The 19,812-nt window shown below is 58.5% G+C and carries 18 protein-coding genes; 3 read left to right on the forward strand and 15 right to left on the reverse strand.

What is annotated here, in order from left to right; all coding sequences use genetic code 11:
- Positions 1-6: 6 nt before the first annotated feature.
- The 3 genes from folP to rlmE form a co-directional block, all read right to left on the reverse strand.
- Positions 7-858: a dihydropteroate synthase gene (gene folP, locus KHO07_RS25075; RefSeq protein WP_212625819.1), complete on the reverse strand. Its 852-nt coding sequence runs from the start codon at positions 856-858 to the stop codon at positions 7-9.
- 8 nt (positions 859-866) lie between these two features.
- The gene (ftsH, locus tag KHO07_RS25080; protein ID WP_150731780.1) at positions 867-2,777 is read right to left on the reverse strand and encodes an ATP-dependent zinc metalloprotease FtsH; all 1,911 of its coding nucleotides are present in this window, start codon (positions 2,775-2,777) and stop codon (positions 867-869) included.
- Positions 2,778-2,979: 202 nt separating this feature from the next.
- Positions 2,980-3,609, reverse strand: a complete 630-nt coding sequence (gene rlmE, locus KHO07_RS25085; RefSeq protein WP_034148339.1) for a 23S rRNA (uridine(2552)-2'-O)-methyltransferase RlmE — start codon at positions 3,607-3,609, stop codon at positions 2,980-2,982.
- 101 nt (positions 3,610-3,710) lie between these two features.
- Between rlmE and KHO07_RS25090 the strand changes: the two genes are divergently transcribed.
- The gene (locus tag KHO07_RS25090; protein ID WP_007942889.1) at positions 3,711-4,019 is read left to right on the forward strand and encodes a YhbY family RNA-binding protein; all 309 of its coding nucleotides are present in this window, start codon (positions 3,711-3,713) and stop codon (positions 4,017-4,019) included.
- Between the two features lie 9 nt (positions 4,020-4,028).
- On the opposite strand, the gene KHO07_RS25095 is transcribed toward KHO07_RS25090, so the two are convergent.
- The 8 genes from KHO07_RS25095 to grpE all read right to left on the reverse strand — a co-directional run bounded on the left by KHO07_RS25095 (position 4,029) and on the right by grpE (position 14,499).
- Positions 4,029-4,433: an MFS transporter gene (locus tag KHO07_RS25095; RefSeq protein ID WP_150731779.1), complete on the reverse strand. Its 405-nt coding sequence runs from the start codon at positions 4,431-4,433 to the stop codon at positions 4,029-4,031.
- Between the two features lie 28 nt (positions 4,434-4,461).
- Positions 4,462-4,938, reverse strand: a complete 477-nt coding sequence (gene greA, locus KHO07_RS25100) for a transcription elongation factor GreA (RefSeq protein ID WP_075947728.1) — start codon at positions 4,936-4,938, stop codon at positions 4,462-4,464.
- Positions 4,939-4,940: 2 nt separating this feature from the next.
- Positions 4,941-8,162, reverse strand: a complete 3,222-nt coding sequence (carB, locus tag KHO07_RS25105; protein WP_150731778.1) for a carbamoyl-phosphate synthase large subunit — start codon at positions 8,160-8,162, stop codon at positions 4,941-4,943.
- 118 nt (positions 8,163-8,280) lie between these two features.
- Positions 8,281-9,417 carry a glutamine-hydrolyzing carbamoyl-phosphate synthase small subunit gene (carA, locus tag KHO07_RS25110; RefSeq protein WP_075947686.1) on the reverse strand — a complete coding sequence of 379 codons (1,137 nt, stop codon included), beginning with the start codon at positions 9,415-9,417 and terminating at the stop codon, positions 8,281-8,283.
- 259 nt (positions 9,418-9,676) lie between these two features.
- The gene (gene dapB / locus KHO07_RS25115) at positions 9,677-10,480 is read right to left on the reverse strand and encodes a 4-hydroxy-tetrahydrodipicolinate reductase (protein WP_150731777.1); all 804 of its coding nucleotides are present in this window, start codon (positions 10,478-10,480) and stop codon (positions 9,677-9,679) included.
- Positions 10,481-10,490: 10 nt separating this feature from the next.
- On the reverse strand, positions 10,491-11,615 hold the full coding sequence (gene dnaJ, locus KHO07_RS25120; protein WP_007973132.1) for a molecular chaperone DnaJ: 1,125 nt from the start codon (positions 11,613-11,615) through the stop codon (positions 10,491-10,493).
- A 298-nt stretch (positions 11,616-11,913) separates the two neighbouring features.
- Positions 11,914-13,830: a molecular chaperone DnaK gene (gene dnaK, locus KHO07_RS25125; protein WP_150731776.1), complete on the reverse strand. Its 1,917-nt coding sequence runs from the start codon at positions 13,828-13,830 to the stop codon at positions 11,914-11,916.
- A 102-nt stretch (positions 13,831-13,932) separates the two neighbouring features.
- Positions 13,933-14,499 carry a nucleotide exchange factor GrpE gene (gene grpE, locus KHO07_RS25130; RefSeq protein WP_150731775.1) on the reverse strand — a complete coding sequence of 189 codons (567 nt, stop codon included), beginning with the start codon at positions 14,497-14,499 and terminating at the stop codon, positions 13,933-13,935.
- Positions 14,500-14,738: 239 nt separating this feature from the next.
- Between grpE and recN the strand changes: the two genes are divergently transcribed.
- The gene (gene recN, locus KHO07_RS25135) at positions 14,739-16,412 is read left to right on the forward strand and encodes a DNA repair protein RecN (RefSeq protein WP_212625820.1); all 1,674 of its coding nucleotides are present in this window, start codon (positions 14,739-14,741) and stop codon (positions 16,410-16,412) included.
- Between the two features lie 73 nt (positions 16,413-16,485).
- Here the strand turns inward: recN and fur are convergent, their stop codons facing one another.
- On the reverse strand, positions 16,486-16,890 hold the full coding sequence (gene fur, locus KHO07_RS25140) for a ferric iron uptake transcriptional regulator (RefSeq protein WP_003197684.1): 405 nt from the start codon (positions 16,888-16,890) through the stop codon (positions 16,486-16,488).
- A 97-nt stretch (positions 16,891-16,987) separates the two neighbouring features.
- Between fur and KHO07_RS25145 the strand changes: the two genes are divergently transcribed.
- Positions 16,988-17,515: an outer membrane protein assembly factor BamE gene (locus KHO07_RS25145; protein ID WP_150731773.1), complete on the forward strand. Its 528-nt coding sequence runs from the start codon at positions 16,988-16,990 to the stop codon at positions 17,513-17,515.
- A gap of 61 nt (positions 17,516-17,576) precedes the next feature.
- Here the strand turns inward: KHO07_RS25145 and KHO07_RS25150 are convergent, their stop codons facing one another.
- From KHO07_RS25150 to KHO07_RS25160, 3 genes are read right to left on the reverse strand one after another with little or no spacing between them, the layout of a single operon-like run.
- The gene (locus KHO07_RS25150; protein ID WP_212625821.1) at positions 17,577-17,891 is read right to left on the reverse strand and encodes an RnfH family protein; all 315 of its coding nucleotides are present in this window, start codon (positions 17,889-17,891) and stop codon (positions 17,577-17,579) included.
- On the reverse strand, positions 17,884-18,318 hold the full coding sequence (locus KHO07_RS25155) for a type II toxin-antitoxin system RatA family toxin (RefSeq protein WP_150731771.1): 435 nt from the start codon (positions 18,316-18,318) through the stop codon (positions 17,884-17,886). Before KHO07_RS25155 ends, KHO07_RS25150 begins: the two co-directional genes overlap by 8 nt.
- Before the next feature lie 7 nt (positions 18,319-18,325).
- On the reverse strand, positions 18,326-19,729 hold the full coding sequence (locus KHO07_RS25160) for a sodium-dependent transporter (RefSeq protein WP_150731770.1): 1,404 nt from the start codon (positions 19,727-19,729) through the stop codon (positions 18,326-18,328).
- Between the last annotated feature and the right edge of the window lie 83 nt (positions 19,730-19,812).

Consider the following 19,812-nt stretch of genomic DNA (forward strand, 5'->3'; position numbering starts at 1 on the left):
TCATTCTTATTCGGCTGATTCCACTGCGGCGATCATCCTCACCACATCGACTGTTTCGGCTACATCATGGACGCGCAATATACGCGCACCCTTGTGCGAAGCCAGCGCCGCGAGTGCGAGACCGCCATACAAGCGCTCACCCACCGGGCGATTCAACGCCTGCCCTATCATGCTTTTTCGCGAAACCCCGACCAGCAGGGGTCGCCCCAAGGCATGCAAGGCATCCATATGTTTGAATAAGCTTAGATTGTGCTGCAAGGTTTTCGCGAAGCCAAAACCCGGATCGAGAATGATCTTCTGCGCCGCAATGCCCACCGAGGCACATTGAGCCATGCGCTCGGCAAGAAACTCGCCCACTTCTTTCGTGACATCCTGGTAGTGCGGATTGTCCTGCATATCGCCAGGCTCACCCAGCATATGCATCAGGCAGACCGGCAGTCCGGTGGCAGCGGCTGCATCCAGCGCACCATCGCGACGCAATGATCGAACATCGTTGATCAACCCGGCGCCCAGCCGTGCGGTTTCGCGCATGACGGCAGGGGTGGAAGTGTCTACCGAGATAATCACATCAAGTTCGCGGTTTATCCGCTCGACGATCGGCGCGACACGCTCCAGCTCTTCCAGTGGTGAAACCGCCCTGGCACCAGGCCGTGTCGACTCACCACCGACATCGATCAACGTCGCGCCAGCCGCCACCATGGCTTCAGCATGACGCATGGCCGCATCGAGCTGGCTGAACTGGCCGCCATCGGAGAAAGAATCGGGGGTTACATTGAGAATGCCCATGACATGCGTCCGGGCCAAATCAAGAACCCGGTTGCCGCAAGGCAACCGGGTCGAGGACTGAACAGAAGTCATTTCAAACCTTAAACGTCAGCAGCCGGGCCGCCGATGGGTGTTTCCGGACGCTCATCCTGTACCGCTGGAGGCGTTCCGGATGTACCGGTACCACCGGACCAGTCGCGAGGTTCGCGAGGTGTACGCCCGGCCATGATGTCGTCGATCTGCTCGGCATCAATGGTTTCATACTTCATCAGCGCATCTGCCATGGCATCGAGCTTGTCACGGTTATCCGTCAGGATCTGCTTGGCCGTGCCGTAGCACTGGTCAATGATGCTGCGCACCTCGGAGTCGATCAGCTTGGCTGTCTCACCCGAGAAGCTGGCACTCTGACCACCGCCGCCGCGACCGAGGAACACTTCACCCTCTTCTTCGGCGTACATCAACGGACCGAGTTTCTCGGACAGGCCCCACTTGGTCACCATGTTCCGCGCAATCTGGCTGGCACGCATGATGTCGTTGGACGCGCCGGTGGTGACACCGTCGAAGCCCAGGGTCATTTCTTCAGCGATACGGCCACCGTACAGCGAGCAGATCTGGCTGATCAACGCACGCTTGGACAGGCTGTAGCGATCTTCTTCCGGGAGGAACATGGTCACACCCAGCGCACGACCGCGCGGAATGATCGACACCTTGTACACCGGGTCATGCTCAGGTACGACGCGACCAACAATGGCATGGCCTGCTTCGTGATAAGCGGTGTTCTGCTTTTCTTTCTCGGACATGACCATGGATTTGCGCTCGGCGCCCATCATGATCTTGTCTTTGGCCAGTTCGAACTCCTTCATCTCGACGATGCGCTTGCCGGCACGGGCAGCGAACAACGACGCTTCGTTGACCAGGTTGGCCAGGTCGGCACCGGAGAAGCCCGGAGTACCACGAGCGATGACTGCCGGAGCGACGTCGTCGCCCATTGGCACTTTGCGCATGTGGACCTTGAGAATCTGTTCACGGCCACGGATGTCCGGCAGACCCACCACAACCTGACGGTCGAAACGGCCCGGACGCAGCAGCGCAGGGTCGAGTACGTCTGGACGGTTGGTCGCGGCAATCACAATGATCCCGTCGTTCATTTCGAAGCCGTCCATCTCTACCAGCAACTGGTTGAGCGTCTGCTCGCGCTCGTCATGACCGCCGCCCATACCGGCACCACGGTGACGGCCGACGGCGTCGATTTCATCGATGAAGATGATGCATGGTGCGTGCTTCTTCGCCTGCTCGAACATATCGCGAACACGGCTGGCACCGACACCCACGAACATTTCAACGAAGTCGGAACCGGAAATGGTGAAGAACGGCACCTTGGCTTCCCCGGCAATCGCCTTGGCGAGCAAGGTTTTACCGGTACCCGGAGGGCCAACCATCAGCACGCCGCGAGGAATGCGACCGCCCAGGCGCTGGAACTTGCCTGGATCACGCAGGAACTCGACCAGTTCGCCAACTTCTTCCTTGGCTTCGTCGCAACCGGCAACGTCAGCCAGAGTGGTTTTCACCTGATCTTCGGAGAGCAGGCGCGCCTTGCTCTTGCCGAAGCTCATCGGACCGCCTTTGCCACCGGCACCACCCTGCATCTGCCGCATGAAGAACATGAACACGGCGATGATCACGAGGATCGGGAAGCTGGCGACCAGGAGCTGGGTCCAGATGCTTTGCTGTTCTGGCTGCTTGCCTTCGACCACGACATGGTTATCCACCAGGTCGCCGATCAGACCGTTGTCCTGGATTGCCGGACGAATGGTCTTGAAGCTGTCGCCATCGGTGCGCTTGCCGGTAATGACGTAGCCATCAACCGCTACGCGCTCGACCTTGCCATCCTTGACCTGCTGGATGAAGTCGGAATAGTTGAGGGTCTGCGGCTCGTTAGGGCTGGAGAAGTTGTTCATCACCGTCACCAGGACTGCCGCGATGATCAACCACAGGATCAGATTCTTTGCCATATCGTTCAATTAACTACCCTCTGAAGCAAGCGCCGCTGGTGGCGCGCGCTCCGCATGATATTCACCGGCCTAACTTACTACATTACCTACAACACTGGCAGGCGCCGTCTGTAACCCTTTGTGAAACACTTTCTACACAATATTCGCTTATGCACGCGAGGCGAAATACGAAAAACCTATCACCCCGCCAAAAAAACTCGTTTTATTCACTGCGACCGCGATAGCCCCAAGCCAGCATGTATTGCTCGCGGGAGCTGCCACGCGAAGAGTCCGGCTTGATCATCTGGATCTTGTCGAATTTCTTACGCGCATCCTTCAGGTAAACATCGAAACCTTCGCCCTGAAAAATCTTGATCACAAAATTGCCACCCGGCTTTAGTATCCGTTCCGCCAAATCAAGCGCCAGCTCGCACAGAAACATGGCTTTCGGCATGTCCACTTCAGGTGTACCACTCATATTGGGGGCCATATCGGAAATCACAAGGTCCACCTGCGAATTACCCACGGCTTCAAGGATTTGGGCCAGCACTTCGTCCTGAGTGAAGTCACCCTGAATGAAAGTCACGTCCGGAATACTGTCCATTTCCAGAATATCCGATGCGATCAGGCGCCCCTGACCACCGATCAGTCGGCTAGTGACCTGCGACCAGCCACCGGGCGCCGCACCCAGGTCGACCACGCTCATGCCCGGACGGATCAGCTTGTATTTCTCCTGGACCTCCAGAAGCTTGTAACTTGCACGCGAGCGGTAGCCATCCTTCTGCGCCTGCTTCACATAGGGATCATTGACATGTCTTTTCAGCCAACCAAGGCTTGTCTTGGAACGCGCCATTGGGCACCTCTTTGATAAGGGTCGTGATTAATTGGGCGGATCCACGAACCCTCGGGTAAAATGGCCGCCATTTTACAGAATCCAGACGAAAGGGTCAGATTATGCCGCTCACTCAAGAGCAGAAGAAACAGTACAAATCCATTGGCCACCACCTGAAACCAGTTCTGATTGTGGCAGACAACGGTTTGACTGAAGGTGTCCTCGCCGAACTTGAACGCGCCTTGGCGGATCACGAACTGATCAAGATCAAGCTCAACATCCTCGATCGCGAATCGCGCCTGGCGTCCATTGCAGAACTGTGCAAGGTCGGCAAAGCGGATCTGGTTCAGGTCATCGGCAAGATGGCACTGATCTACCGCAAGAACTTCAGCGTCAACAAGCAGCTGTCGAACGTTCATCGCTTCAAGTGATGACAAGGGTCACGGGTGTGCTTCGCGCACCCTGCCACTCCATCCCGGCACCGGCTGCACTACCAGAACCAGCCCGGAAAAGCCCAACACAAGATAGCTGAACACCTGCCAACGCACCGCATCCGGCCAGCCAATACGCACAGCGATGTACATCGCGCACGCGTAAAGCGCTATCAACAGCAGTTGCCCACGAATATCGAGCCATAGACTGACAAGGCCCTCGGCCTGAATCAGCACCAAAGCCTGAAAAATCACACACGCTGCGGCAAAGCCGATCATCAGCGCATTCAACATGCCTGCTATTTCATCAATCAGCAGCGGTGCCAGGCCTATACGCCCCAGCACCGGCAGCAGACCGATGTGCAACAGCCACAAGCCGCCAACCCACAACATCTGGGTCAGCTGCCAAAGCATCGCGCCCGCACGTAGCGGGCGCCTGCCGTTAGATGTGGCGAACTTCGACAATCTCGTACTCGATAACGCCACCCGGCGTTTTCACGGCAACGACATCACCCTCTTCCTTGGCTATCAAGGCGCGGGCCAATGGCGAACCCACCGAAATCTTGCCGAGTTTGAAGTCTGCCTCGTCCTCACCCACGATGTGGTAGGTGACGCGCTCATCCGTCTCGACGTTGGCGATTTCAACGGTAGTGCCGAAAATCACTTTGCCGGTGTGAGGAATGGTCGTGACATCGATGATGACCTGATTCTGAATCCGGCCCTCGATATCACGGATCCGCGCCTCGACCATACCCTGCTGCTCGCGAGCAGCGTGGTATTCGGCGTTTTCTTTCAAGTCACCCAACTCACGAGCCGTACCGATGTCCTGGCTGAGCTTCGGACGAACGACTTTGGTCAGGTGTGCATGTTCTTCTTCCAGGGCGCGAGCGCCCTGAACGGTCATTGGGTACTTCGTTATGCTCATGCCTTCAATCCTGCGTGTAGATCCTGCAAGCGACGCACGGTCTTCTCGGGACCGAACTTCAGCGCTTCGCAGATCGCTTCGCCAGCAGCAATGGTGGTGGTGCAGTAGATCTTGTGCTGCAGGGCATTGCGACGAATGGAATAGGAGTCAGCGATCGACTGACGACCTTCGGTGGTGTTGATGATCAGGGTGACTTCGTCATTCTTGATCATGTCGACCACGTGCGGACGACCCTCGGTCACCTTGTTCACGCGACGCACTTTCAGGCCTGCGGCTTCAATCAGCTTGGCAGTACCGGCAGTGGCGACCACTTCGAAGCCCAAGTTGATCAGATCACGGGCCACGCCTGCAACCAGCGGCTTGTCATCGTCACGCACGCTGATAAACGCAGTACCGCCAGTCGGCAACACTTCGCTGGCACCCATCTGGGCTTTGGCGAACGCTTCACCGAAGGTATCGCCCACGCCCATCACTTCACCGGTCGACTTCATCTCTGGGCCGAGGATCGGGTCAACACCAGGGAACTTGGCGAATGGGAACACCGCCTCTTTCACACTGTAGAAGTTAGGAATGATTTCCTTGGTGAAACCGATTTCCTTCAGGGTTTTACCGGCCATGACGCGAGCCGCGATCATTGCCAGGGAAACGCCGATGCACTTGGACACGAACGGCACGGTACGCGAGGCACGCGGGTTGACTTCGATGACGTAAATGTCGTCGCCTTGCAGCGCCAACTGAACGTTCATCAGGCCGACCACGCCCAGCTCCAGGGCCATTTTCTTGACCTGTTCGCGCATCTCGTCCTGGATGTGGGCAGGCAGCGAGTACGGCGGCAGCGAGCACGCGGAGTCACCGGAGTGAACACCGGCCTGCTCGATGTGCTGCATGATCGCGCCGATGACAACGTCTTTGCCGTCGCAGACCGCATCCACGTCCATTTCGATGGCGCAGTTGAGGAAGTGGTCCAGCAGCACCGGGCTGTCGTTGGACACTTGAACCGCTTCACGCAGGTAGCGCTTGAGTTCTTCTTCTTCGTAGACGATTTCCATCGCACGGCCGCCCAGTACATAGGACGGGCGCACTACCAGCGGGTAACCGATCTTGCTGGCGGCACGAATCGCTTCGTCTTCGCTGCGCACGGTAGCGTTTGGCGGCTGACGCAGGTTCAGGCGCTGGACCATCTGCTGGAAGCGCTCACGGTCTTCGGCACGGTCGATGGCGTCAGGGCTGGTACCGATGATCGGCACGCCGGCCGCTTCCAGGGCACGCGCCAGTTTCAGCGGTGTTTGGCCGCCGTACTGGACGATCACGCCTTTTGGCTTCTCGACGCGGACGATTTCCAGCACGTCTTCCAGGGTTACCGGCTCGAAGTACAGGCGATCGGAGGTGTCATAGTCAGTGGAAACGGTTTCCGGGTTGCAGTTGACCATGATGGTCTCGTACCCGTCATCGCGCAGGGCCAGTGCGGCGTGTACGCAGCAGTAGTCGAACTCGATGCCCTGACCGATACGGTTCGGACCGCCGCCCAGGATCATGATCTTGTCGCGACCCGATGGCGCAGCCTCGCACTCTTCTTCGTACGTCGAGTACAGGTAAGCAGTATCGGTGGCGAACTCGGCGGCGCAAGTATCGACGCGCTTGTAGACCGGGAACACTTCCAGCTTGTGGCGATGAGCACGCAGGCTCTTCTCGGTTACACCCAGCAGCTTGGCCAGGCGCATATCGGAGAAACCTTTGCGCTTGAGACGGAACATCAGGTCGCGGTCGATGCTGGTCAGACCGAGGGTCTTGACCTTCTCTTCGTCCTTGATCAGATCTTCCATCTGCACCAGGAACCAAGGATCGATCATGGTCATGCCGAAGATGTCTTCAACACTCATGCCGGCGCGCATCGCGTCCGCCACGTACCAGATACGCTCGGCGCCCGGCACGGTCAGCTCGCGCTTGAGGACGCTCATGCTTTCCGGGTTGGCCAGGTCGACTTTCTCGTCCAGACCGCAAACGCCCACTTCCAGACCGCGCAGAGCTTTCTGCAGGGATTCCTGGAAGGTACGGCCGATGGCCATGACTTCACCCACCGACTTCATCTGAGTGGTCAGGCGGGCGTCAGCCTTGGCGAACTTCTCGAAGGCGAAACGTGGCAGCTTGGTGACGACGTAGTCGATGGACGGTTCGAAGGACGCCGGGGTCTTGCCGCCGGTGATGTCGTTCGACAACTCGTCGAGGGTGTAGCCCACAGCCAGTTTGGCCGCAACCTTGGCGATCGGGAAACCGGTGGCTTTCGAAGCCAGTGCCGAGGAACGGGATACACGCGGGTTCATCTCGATCACGACCATGCGGCCAGTGTTCGGGCAGATACCGAACTGAACGTTGGAACCGCCGGTTTCCACGCCGATCTCGCGCAGTACCGCCAGGGAGGCGTTACGCAGGATCTGGTATTCCTTGTCGGTCAGGGTCTGTGCCGGAGCCACGGTGATCGAGTCACCGGTGTGCACGCCCATCGGGTCAAAGTTTTCGATGGAGCAGACGATGATGCAGTTGTCCTTCTTATCGCGGACAACCTCCATCTCGTACTCTTTCCAGCCGATCAGCGATTCGTCGATCAGCAGTTCCTTGGTCGGCGACAGGTCCAGACCGCGGGCACAGATTTCTTCGAACTCTTCACGGTTGTAAGCGATACCGCCACCGGTGCCGCCCATGGTGAAGGACGGACGAATGATGCACGGGAAGCCGAGCTTCTCGAGGACCGCGTTGGCCTCTTCCATGCTGTGGGCGATACCGGAACGCGGGCACGCCAGGCCGATGGATTTCATCGCCTTGTCGAAACGCGAGCGGTCTTCAGCCTTGTCGATGGTGTCGGCGTTGGCACCGATCATCTCTACGCCGAACTTCTCCAGAACGCCTTCGCGCTCCAGGTCCAGGGCGCAGTTCAGAGCGGTCTGGCCACCCATGGTCGGCAGCAGTGCGTCCGGACGCTCTTTCTCGATGATCTTGGCAACGGTCTGCCACTTGATCGGCTCGATGTAGGTGGCGTCGGCCATGGCCGGGTCGGTCATGATGGTGGCCGGGTTGGAGTTCACCAGGATGACGCGGTAACCCTCTTCGCGCAGGGCTTTACAGGCCTGGGCGCCGGAGTAGTCGAATTCGCAGGCCTGGCCGATTACGATCGGGCCAGCGCCGAGAATCAGGATGCTTTTAATGTCTGTACGTTTTGGCATGGGTTTGTCACTCAAATCCGCAGGTCAGTCGGCAAGCCGTCTTGTTCAATCTTTGAAGCCTTGAGGGGGCCGCCGGTTTCGGGACCACCCTCAAGCTCTGCTACATCAGGGCGAGCGATCAGCGTCGCTTGGCCATCTCGTTGATGAAGCGATCGAACAATGGCGCTACGTCGTTCGGGCCAGGGCTGGCTTCCGGGTGACCCTGGAAGCTGAAGGCGCTCTTGTCGGTACGCTCGATCCCTTGCAGGGTGCCGTCGAACAGCGATTTGTGGATCGCGCGGACGTTGGCTGGCAGGGTCGCTTCGTCTACCGCAAAACCGTGGTTCTGGCTGGTGATCATCACCACACCGGTATCCAGATCCTGGACCGGATGGTTGGCACCGTGGTGGCCGTGACCCATTTTCAGGGTCTTGGCGCCAGAGGCCAGGGCCAGTAGCTGGTGACCGAGGCAGATACCGAAGACCGGGATCTCGGTTTCCAGTACTTCCTTGATGGCCTGGATCGCGTAGTCGCAAGGCTCAGGATCACCTGGGCCGTTGGACAGGAACACGCCGTCCGGCTTCAGGGCCAGCACGTCGGCAGCAGGGGTCTGAGCAGGCACCACGGTCACGCGGCAGCCGCGCTCGACCAGCATGCGCAGGATGTTCACTTTGACGCCGTAGTCGTAAGCAACCACGTGGTACGGCAGCTCGGAAGCTTCGATGGTCGCGTGGCTGTCAGTTTTCAGATCCCAGACAGTCGAGCGCCATTCGTAGGCGTCCTTGGTGCTGACGACTTTCGCCAGGTCCATGCCTTTCAGGCCCGGGAAGCCCTGGGCTGCGGCGATGGCGGCCTCTTCGGAAATGTTGTCACCGGCCATGATGCAGCCGTTCTGCGCGCCTTTTTCACGCAGGATGCGCGTCAGGCGGCGGGTGTCGATACCGGCGATGGCCACCACGTTGTTGGCCTTCAGGTAATCGGACAGGGACATCGTGTTACGCCAGTTGCTCGCGACCAGTGGCAGGTCACGAATGACCAGGCCAGCCGACCAGACGCGGTTGGACTCGGCATCTTCCGGAGTGGTACCGGTGTTGCCAATGTGCGGGTAAGTCAGGGTAACGATCTGTTGGGCGTAGGAAGGATCGGTAAGGATTTCCTGATAGCCGGTCATTGCGGTGTTGAACACCACCTCACCAACGGTTTGACCGTCGGCTCCAATGGCTTCGCCGCGAAAAATGCTGCCATCAGCAAGGGCGAGTATGGCTGGCTTAGTCAAGAAGACCTCCCGTAAATAAAGCCTGAAAGGGCGATCGCAGGTTGTAAAAAAGCGGAGTGACGTATGGACACGTCACCCCGCTTCTTCACTGAATTATTCTGCGCGCTTTTAGTGGACACACTAAAGCTGTAGCTTACAGAAAAAGGCCTTTTTGGTCTACCGCCAATGAGCCTTAAAGGCTGGAGAATGCGACAGGACGTCGCTTGGCGGAACAAAACCGGGCTCAAACGCTGTGCGCGAGCCCGGTTTCGGGTGCATCTTAACGCAGGTCGAGCACGTCTTGCATGTCGTAAAGACCAGGCTCACGCCCATCCAGCCACAATGCAGCGCGTACCGCACCCTTGGCGAAGGTCATACGACTGGACGCCTTGTGCGTGATCTCGACACGCTCACCGTCAGCGGCGAACAGCACAGTGTGATCACCGACGATATCGCCAGCACGCACCGTGGCGAAACCGATGGTCTCGCGATCACGCGCACCGGTCTGACCTTCACGACCGTAAACCGCAACCTTCTTCAGGTCACGACCCAAGGCATCAGCGATCACTTCACCCATGCGTACGGCCGTTCCGGACGGCGCGTCGACTTTGTGCCGGTGGTGGGCTTCGGTGATCTCGATATCGACATCATCGCCCAACACGCGAGCAGCCGTGTCGAGCAGCTTCAGGCACAGGTTCACACCCACGCTGAAGTTGGCCGCGAAGACGATTGGGATATCCTTGCCCGCCTCCACCAGCAACTGTTTCTCTTCAACGCTGAAGCCCGTGGTGCCAATGATCATCGCCTTGTTGTGCTTGCGGCAGAAGGCGAGATTCTTCAGGGTCACCGTCGGGTGCGTGAAGTCGATCAGGACGTCGAATTCATCGACCACACGATCCAGATCACCCGACAGCGGCACACCGATGCGACCGATCGCAGCCAGCTCACCAGCGTCAGCGCCGACCAGCGTACTGTCAGGACGATCCACCGCCGCCGTCAAACCGGCACCCGGCGCTTGCTGAACGGCTTCAATCAGGGTTTTGCCCATGCGCCCGGCGGCGCCCATCACTGCTATACGTCGCATGCCTGTCTCCTTACAAATCGCCGAAGAAGCGCTTCACGCCTTCGAACCAGCCTGTGGTTTTCGGCGAATGGCTGTTGTCGTCCGCCAGGGAACTGCGGAACTCCTCGAGCATTTCGCGCTGACGACGGCTCAGGTTGACCGGGGTCTCGACCGCCACACGGCACATCAAGTCACCAGCACCGCCGCCACGCACGGGCGCCACGCCTTTGCCACGAACACGGAACTGCTTGCCGGTCTGAGTCCCCTCAGGGATTTTCAGCTTGACCCGACCATCAAGGGTCGGAATCTCCAGCTCGCCGCCCAGCGCCGCATCGACGAAGCTGATCGGCACTTCGCAGAACAGGTGCTTGCCATCGCGCTGGAAGATCGAGTGCTCACGCACATTGATCACCACGTACAGGTCACCAGTCGGGCCACCCTGTGCGCCCGCCTCGCCTTCGCCGGACAGGCGAATGCGGTCACCAGTGTCGACACCGGCCGGCACCTTCACGGACAGGGTCTTGTACTCTTCGACACGACCTTCGCCGTGGCAGGAATCGCACGGATCGGAAATGATCTTGCCTTGTCCATGGCATCGCGGGCAGGTCTGCTGCACCGAGAAGAAGCCTTGCTGCATGCGTACCTGGCCAATACCGCCACAGGTAGGGCAAGTCACCGGCGAAGAACCTTTCTTCGCGCCCGAGCCATCGCATGGCTTGCAGTTGACCAGCGTCGGAACGCGGATATTCACGGTCGTGCCGCGCACCGCTTCTTCCAGATCCAGCTCCAGGGTGTAGCGCAAATCGCTGCCGCGCTGAGCACCGCCACGGGAACCGCCGCGACCGCCACCGAAGAAGTCACTGAAGACATCGCCAAAAATGTCGGAGAAGTTCTGCCCACCGAAACCTGCGCCGCCGCCACCCATACTCGGGTCGACACCGGCATGGCCGTACTGGTCGTACGCCGCACGCTTGCTGGAATCGGATAGCACTTCGTAGGCCTCGTTGGCCTCCTTGAACATCTCTTCCGACGCTTTGTCATCGGGATTACGGTCCGGGTGGTGCTTCATCGCCAGGCGACGGTAGGCCTTTTTCAGGTCCGCCTCGCTTGAGCCTCGTTCAACACCCAATACTTCGTAATAGTCACGCTTTGCCATAAGTCATTTGCACTCTTGAGGACGTTCGGCAAACCTCTCCTGAACCCTGCCGAACTCGTTGAGCCCCAATACAGGCCCGGACCCAACTCACGTCAATTCAACGATCCTGGTCTTTGTTTCGATGTGGCACTTCAGGCTCGGAAAGCAGGAGCATTCCCGGCCATGCCAGCAGCACGCGAACGCGGTCGCATGCTGTAAAAATTCGCGTGTTCCAGACACGCCAACGCGGGAGCAAGCTCCCGCGCGGCGACATCCTACCAGTCACCGCCTGAAGGCAGTCAACCGGGCGACCAACAACTTACTTGTGGTCTTTTACTTCTTCGAACTCAGCGTCGACGACATCGTCAGCCTTCTCGGCCGACTCACCTTGCGGTGCAGCGCCTTCGGCTGGCTGAGCCTGTTCGGCGTACATTTTCTGAGCCACTGGCGCGGAGACCTTCGACAGCTCTTCAACCTTGGCTTCGATAGCAGCCTTGTCGTCGCCTTTAACAGCGGCTTCCAGGGCAACTACAGCGGCTTCGATTGCAGTCTTCTCTTCAGCGCTCACTTTGTCGCCAGCATCAGCGACCATTTTGCGCGTCGAGTGAACCAGTGCATCACCTTGGTTACGGGCAGCAGCCAGCTCTTCGAACTTGCGATCTTCCTCGGCGTTGGCCTCGGCATCACGCACCATGCGCTCGATCTCTTCGTCGGACAGACCGGAGTTGGCCTTGATCACGATCGACTGAGTCTTGCCAGTGGCCTTGTCCTTGGCGCCTACGTGCAGAATGCCGTTGGCGTCGATGTCGAAGGTCACTTCGATTTGTGGCACGCCACGTGGTGCTGGTGGAATCTCGGCCAGGTCGAACTTGCCCAGGGACTTGTTCTGCGCAGCCTGCTTACGCTCACCCTGCAGCACGTGAATGGTCACGGCGCCCTGGTTATCGTCGGCAGTCGAGAACACTTGCGATTTCTTGGTAGGAATCGTGGTGTTTTTCTCGATCAGCGCAGTCATCACGCCGCCCATGGTTTCGATACCCAGGGTCAGCGGGCTGACGTCGAGCAGCAGAACGTCTTTAACGTCACCAGCCAGAACAGCACCCTGAATCGCAGCACCCATGGCAACCGCTTCGTCCGGGTTAACGTCTTTACGAGCTTCTTTACCGAAGAACTCGGTGACCAGCTTCTGAACCAGTGGCATACGGGTCTGACCGCCGACCAGGATCACGTCGTTGATCGCGCCAACGTCGATACCGGAGTCTTTCAGCGCGATGCGGCAAGGCTCGATGGTGCGCTGAACCAGGTCTTCAACCAGCGCTTCCAGCTTGGCACGGGAGATCTTCACGTTCAGGTGCTTAGGACCGGTGGCGTCTGCAGTGATGTACGGCAGGTTGACGTCGGTCGACTGAGCGGAAGACAGCTCGATCTTGGCTTTTTCAGCGGCTTCTTTCAGGCGCTGCATGGCCAGCGGATCACCCTTGAGGTTCATGCCGCTTTCTTTCTTGAATTCGTCGACGAGGTAGTCGATCAGACGAATGTCAAAGTCTTCACCACCCAGGAAGGTATCGCCGTTGGTAGCCAACACTTCAAACTGGTGCTCGCCATCGACTTCAGCGATTTCGATCACGGAAACGTCGAAAGTACCGCCACCCAGGTCATAAACGATCACGGTGTGATCGCCCTTGGCCTTGTCCATACCGTAAGCCAGAGCGGCTGCGGTTGGTTCGTTGATGATACGTTTTACGTCCAGGCCCGCGATGCGGCCGGCGTCTTTGGTAGCTTGACGCTGGCTGTCGTTGAAGTAGGCCGGAACGGTGATCACCGCTTCGGTCACTGGCTCGCCGAGGTAGTCTTCGGCGGTTTTCTTCATTTTCTTCAGAATTTCAGCCGAGATTTGTGGTGGAGCCATTTTCTGGCCATTCACTTCAACCCAAGCGTCGCCGTTGTCAGCCTTGGCGATCTTGTAAGGCACCATCTGGATGTCTTTCTGTACAACTTCTTCTTCAAAGCGACGACCGATCAGACGCTTCACCGCGTACAGGGTGTTATGCGGATTGGTCACAGCCTGACGCTTGGCGGACTGGCCGACCAGGATTTCGCCATCGTTGGCGTAAGCGATGATCGACGGCGTGGTACGCGCGCCTTCGGCGTTTTCAATAACTTTGGCTACGCCGTTTTCAAGTACGGAGACGCAGGAGTTGGTAGTCCCCAGGTCGATACCGATAATTTTGCCCATGTTCACTCTCCCGAAACTTTGGATTTGGTTGCCGCAGCAGTGGTGGCTAACTGCGGTAGCACTTAAACGCTTGACTTCTAAATGGGGGCCTTGCGGCTAATTTCAAGCCTGCTCGTCAATCGAAGGCGAAACCGGCGCAGGGGCCTTGCTGACCACGACCATCGCCGGGCGCAGCAGGCGACCGTTGAGTTGGTAGCCCTTCTGGAAAACCTTGAGCACGCTGTTCGGCTCCAGATCGGCGCTTTCCTGCATGGCCATCGCCTGATGAAGAACGGCGTTGAACGGTTCGCCATGCGGATCGATCGCTTCCAGCTGATAACGCTTCAGGGTGTCCTGGAACATTTTCAGGGTCAGTTCGATGCCTTCGCGCATTGGACGGATGCTTTCGTCATCCGGGTTCGACAACTCAAGGCCACGCTCGAGACTGTCGATGATCGGCAGCAGGTCGCCGGCGAATTTTTCCAGCGCGAATTTGTGAGCCTTTTCTACATCCTGCTCGGCGCGACGGCGGACGTTCTGCAGATCGGCGGCTACACGCAAAGCCTGATCCTGTGCGCCTGCCAGCTGCTCTTCGAGCACTTGTACACGGGCCGCCAGGTCATCACCCGAAGCTTGAGGAGCCTGATCGGCGTCTTGATTTTGCGTATCCACTGTCTGTTCGTCAGCCATAGAATTCTCCTTTCAATATCGTCCGCGAGCTCGACTCGCGCTTCTGCCAGCTATATGGGGCCGCAAAATCCGGCTTCAAGGGGGTCGACGTGATTAACCCTACAAAAAGCTCTGCATTGGTTTGGCTTGCTGCGCTAACGATTTCGTCGGATCAATCGAAACGAGCCAAGCGAGGGCATTGTCAGCCAGAAACAAAACACTGTATAAATAACCAGACCTAAAGCCTGGGAGCGGCCTTTATGCTGGTGCACCTGTCCGTACATAACTACGCCATCGTTGAACATCTCGATCTCGAACTCGATCGCGGAATGAGCGTGATCACGGGTGAAACCGGCGCCGGCAAGTCAATCATGCTCGACGCGCTGGGCCTGACGCTGGGCGATCGCGCCGACAGCGGCGTGGTGCGTCCCGGCGCAGACAAGGCCGACATCCTGGCAACCTTCGACCTGGCTGACATTCCGGAAGCCAGCACCTGGCTGGCCGAACGCGACCTCGAGAACGACGGCCCGTGCATCCTGCGCCGGGTGATCACCGCCGAAGGACGTTCACGCGGCTATATCAATGGCACGCCCTGCCCGCTCGGCGACCTCAAGGCGCTGGGCGAGTTGCTGATCGATATCCACAGCCAGCACGAGCACCAATCCCTGCTCAAGACCGATACCCACCGCCGCCTGCTCGACGAATACGCCGGCGCAACCGATCTCGCCCGCCAGGTACAGCTCGCCGCCCAGCGCTGGCGCCAGACGCGCCAGGAGCTCGAACGCCTTTCCAATTCCGGCGATGAGCAACGCGCCCGCCATCAACTGCTCAGCTATCAACTGGAAGAGCTGGAAAACCTCGGCCTGGGCGACAACGAGCTGGAACAGCTGGAACAGGAACACAAGAACCTGACCAATGCCGAAACCTTGCTGGGGATTTGCCGGCAAGTGGTCGAGCAATGCAGCGAAAGTGACTCCGGCAATGTATTGAATGCCCTTACCGCCAGCCTCAACCGCCTGTCGAGCGCGAACAGCTCCATCGGTGCACTCGGTGAAGCCAGCAGTCTGCTGACCAGTGCCCAGATCCAAGTGGAGGAAGCCGTCGGGGAGCTAAACCGCTTCCTGGATAATTTTGATGCCGACCCTGCGCGCCTCCAATATCTGGAAGAGCGTCTCGACGCGATTTACACCATGGCGCGCAAACATCGCATCCAGCCGACCGAAGTCGCGGAGATGCAGCAACGCCTGCTGGATGAAATCGAAACCCTGAATGCCAACGACGAATCCATCGAGCGACTGAGCGAAGAGCTGGCGTCCTATGCCCGTCATTATCAGGAGAAGGCCCGAGAGCTGAGTGACTTGCGCCAACAGGCATCGAGCAGCCTGGCCAGCGCCGTGGAGCAGGAAATCCAGCGCCTGGGCATGCCCGGCGGCCGCTTCACCATTGAGCTTCGCCCCAATAGCAGCGATGAACTGCTGCCGAACGGCCTCGAACAGGTCGAACTGCTGGTCAGCGCAAACCCGGGCCAGCCATTGAAGGCCCTGGCGAAAGTGGCATCCGGCGGCGAACTGTCGCGGATCAGCCTGGCGATTCAGGTCATCACCGCACAGACCTCTCGCGTGCCGACCCTGGTGTTCGACGAAGTGGACGTGGGCATTGGCGGCCCGACGGCCGAAATTGTCGGCCAGTTGCTGCGTCGACTCGGCGAGCGCGGACAGGTGCTGACCGTGACCCACTTGCCGCAAGTCGCAGCACAGGGCCACCAGCATCTTTTTGTCCACAAGGTACGAGGCGAAGACGCCACTCGCACGGCCGTCTCCAAACTAAGCAAGAACGACCGCGTGGAAGAGGTCGCCAGAATGCTGGGCGGCATCGACCTCACCAAGGAGTCCCTGGCTCACGCGAAAAAAATGGTGGTAGCAGCAAAAATTTAAGGCAGACAGAAAGCACGAAGGCGACCCTGAGGTCGCCTTCGTTCGTTTCGCGAACGTGGTTCGCGCGACATGCTTACTTTTTCTTGCGTACGTACAGCACCAGATTGTGATCAACCATCTCGAAACCGTACTTGTCGACGATGGCTTTCTGCAGGCGCTCGATTTCTTCGTCGAAGAATTCGATCACTTCGCTGGTTTCGACGTTGACCATATGGTCGTGATGCTTACCGTCGTCCAGTTCGAAGACCGCGTGGCCTCCGTCGAAGTTGTGCCGCACCACAAGGCCAGCTGCCTCGAACTGAGTCAGTACACGGTAAACCGTGGCCAGACCGACGTCCTCGCCAGCCTCCATCAGCGCCTTATAAACATCTTCAGCACTCATGTGGCGTTGCTCGGCGGAATCGAGCATTTGCAGAATTTTGACCCGTGGCAGGGTCACTTTGAGGCCGGCTTTGCGTAGTTCGCTATTTTCAACCATGGTCAGCTTTCTCGCGATGCTGCTTCGCAGCTTCTCTTAATGCGGGTATGATCGGCGTTTACGTTGTCCCAGCCAAGATAGTGGAAGTCGCCCACCGATGCAAAACACCAAGCTCTTGCTAACCAGTTTCACCTTTGTGGGACTGCTCGCACTCGCCGGTTGTTCATTCCCCGGGGTTTACAAAATCGACATCCAGCAGGGCAATGTCGTCACGCAGGACATGATAGACCAGTTACGCCCGGGAATGACCCGAAAGCAAGTACGGTTTATCATGGGCAACCCTCTGCTGACCGACACGTTCCATGCCGATCGCTGGGATTACCTGTACAGCCTGCAACCCGGGGGCGGTGAACGCCAACAGGAACGCATTAGCGTTATCTTCAACCCAAATGACCAGCTTGTCAGCCTCTCTGGCGATTTCATGCCAGGCGTGAGCCGCGACGAAGCGATTCTCGGCAAGGACAGTGGCACCACCGTCACTGAACCGGCAGAAAACGTCGAGAAGCCGAAACCGGAAAAACCGGTCAAGCCAGGTTCGTTGCTGGATCAGATTCAAAAGGACGTCGACGGCGTAGAAACCGTTCCTGTCCCGACTCCAGAACCACTGGACACCTCGCCGCAATAATTTGCGACGCAATAAAAAACCCGGCATGTCCGGGTTTTTTATTGCCTGCTGTTTTTGCCACTCATTGATTCCGGGCTTTGGCCTCGGCCGCCTTGGCCGCCCGAAGTCGCCGGACTTCCTTGGGATCTGCCAGCAGCGGCCGGTAAATCTCGATTCGATCACCCGACTGAACCGCTCGGGTGTCGGGATCGCCAATCACCTTGCCGAAGATGCCCACCGGGCATTCAGCCAAATCCAGCTCGGCAACCACATCACCGATCCCGGACCTCAACAATGCAGCACGAACCGTCGTCCCCGCCGGTACTGTGACCGGCGTGAGCACTTGACGATCTTCAGCGGCATACACCACCTCGACCTCGATCATCGCCTTAACCATACATTTGCTTGGCACGCTGGCAGAACGCATCCACCAGCGTATTGGCGGCCTGATTGAACAACGGCCCCAAGGTGGCGCGAATAATCGGCCCTGCGTAGTCAAACGACAGGTCCAGGCTGATCTTGCAGGCTTTCTCGCCCAGCGGCTTGAAGACCCAGACGCCGTGCAGCTGAGTGAACGGCCCTTCTTCAAGGTTCATCTCGATCGATTGACCCGGCACCAGGGTATTGCGCGTCACGAAATGCTGACTGAGGCCGCCCTTGGCCACACCGACGCTGGCGCGCATGTGTTCGGGAGAACTTTCCAGGACTTCAGCCGTTGAGCACCACGGCAGGAATTCCGGATACCGCGCCACGTCGTTGACCAGGTCATAAAGCGCTTGCGCCGGATACGGCAGCAGGGCTGAACGTGAAATGTGTGTCGTCATGTCAGCGTTACTTCCAGAGCTGGGCGGCAAACACTACGAGAATGCCGATGGGCGCCACATAGCGCATCAAGAACAGGGACAGAGCGAACAATGCCGGGTTGCGGATCGACAACTCCTCACGCACCGCGTCACGGCCCATCACCCAGCCTGCAAACACCACGAAACACAGCCCACCGAGTGGCAGCATGATCCGCGAGGTGAAGAAATCGATCACGCCAAAGAAGTCGAGACCGCCTGCCGCTCCCCATTGATAGAGGTGGAACAACCCGCCTTCGTTCACGAAAAACTTGGCTTCCTTCCAGATATTGAAGGAAAACACCGTGCCCAGACCGACAAACCAGCAGATGAAAGCCAGCCAGAAAGTGACCCAGGCCCGACTGATTTTCGAGCGCTCGACCAAGTAAGCCACCATGGGTTCGAGCAGCGAGATGGCCGAACTCCAGGCCGCAATCGCAACCAATACGAAGAACACTACGCCCATCAACTGGCCAAACGCTACGTTGCCGAAGGCAAAAGGCAGGCTGACAAACATCAGGCCAGGGCCTTCGCTCGGGTTCAACCCCCCGGCAAACACAATCGGAAAGAGCGCCAGACCGGCGACCAGTGACACGAAGGTATCAAGCAGCGCCACGCCAACAACAGTGCCGGATATCGACGAATTCTTCGGCATGTAGGCGCCGTAGATCATGATCGAACCAACGCCGACACTCAGGGAAAAGAAGGCATGCCCCATCGCTGGCAGCAAGCCGTCCATGACCTTTTCCGGGTGGAAGTCGAACATGAAATGCACGCCTTCCATGAAGTGCCCGGTGGTCATGCTGTAACCCAGCAGCACCAGGATCATCACAAACAATAGCGGCATCATGATCCGCAAGCTGCGCTCAAGCCCGGCCACCACACCTTTGGCAATCACCACGGCCGACAGCAGCATGAAAACTGTGTGCCAAAGTGTCAGCCGCCATGGGTCAGCGATCACCGCACCAAAGTAAGCGCCCACCTGATCGGGCGTCGCGCCCTGGAAGTCGCCTCGGCCCATGTCGATGATGTAATCCAGCGACCAGCCGCCAACCACACTATAGAAAGACAGGATCAGCAACGCCGTGATCATCCCGGCGAATGCGCCCCACGACCACTTGGCCGAATGCCCCGCCTCCAGTGCCAGCACCTTCAGGGCATTGGCCGGGCTCTGCCGGGCGCGCCGACCGATCAGGGTTTCCGCGAGCATGACCGGTACACCGATCAGCGCGATACAGGCCAGGAACATCAGCACAAACGCGCCGCCGCCGTAGACGCCAACCATGTAGGGGAATTTCCAGATACTACCCAAGCCCACGGCCGAACCGGTCGCGGCGAGTATGAAGACCCAGCGGCTAGCCCAACTGCCGTGGACAGAAACCTTGTCTGTCGACATCGTTATCACGCCCAAGCGTTCGAAAAAGAGCGCGCATTGTCCGGGATTCAATCAACCTGCTCAAGCACGTAGCAACACCGTAG

Source organism: Pseudomonas sp. PP3, from assembly GCF_905336995.1.
In the GTDB taxonomy this organism is placed as follows: Bacteria; Pseudomonadota; Gammaproteobacteria; order Pseudomonadales; family Pseudomonadaceae; genus Aquipseudomonas; species Aquipseudomonas reinekei.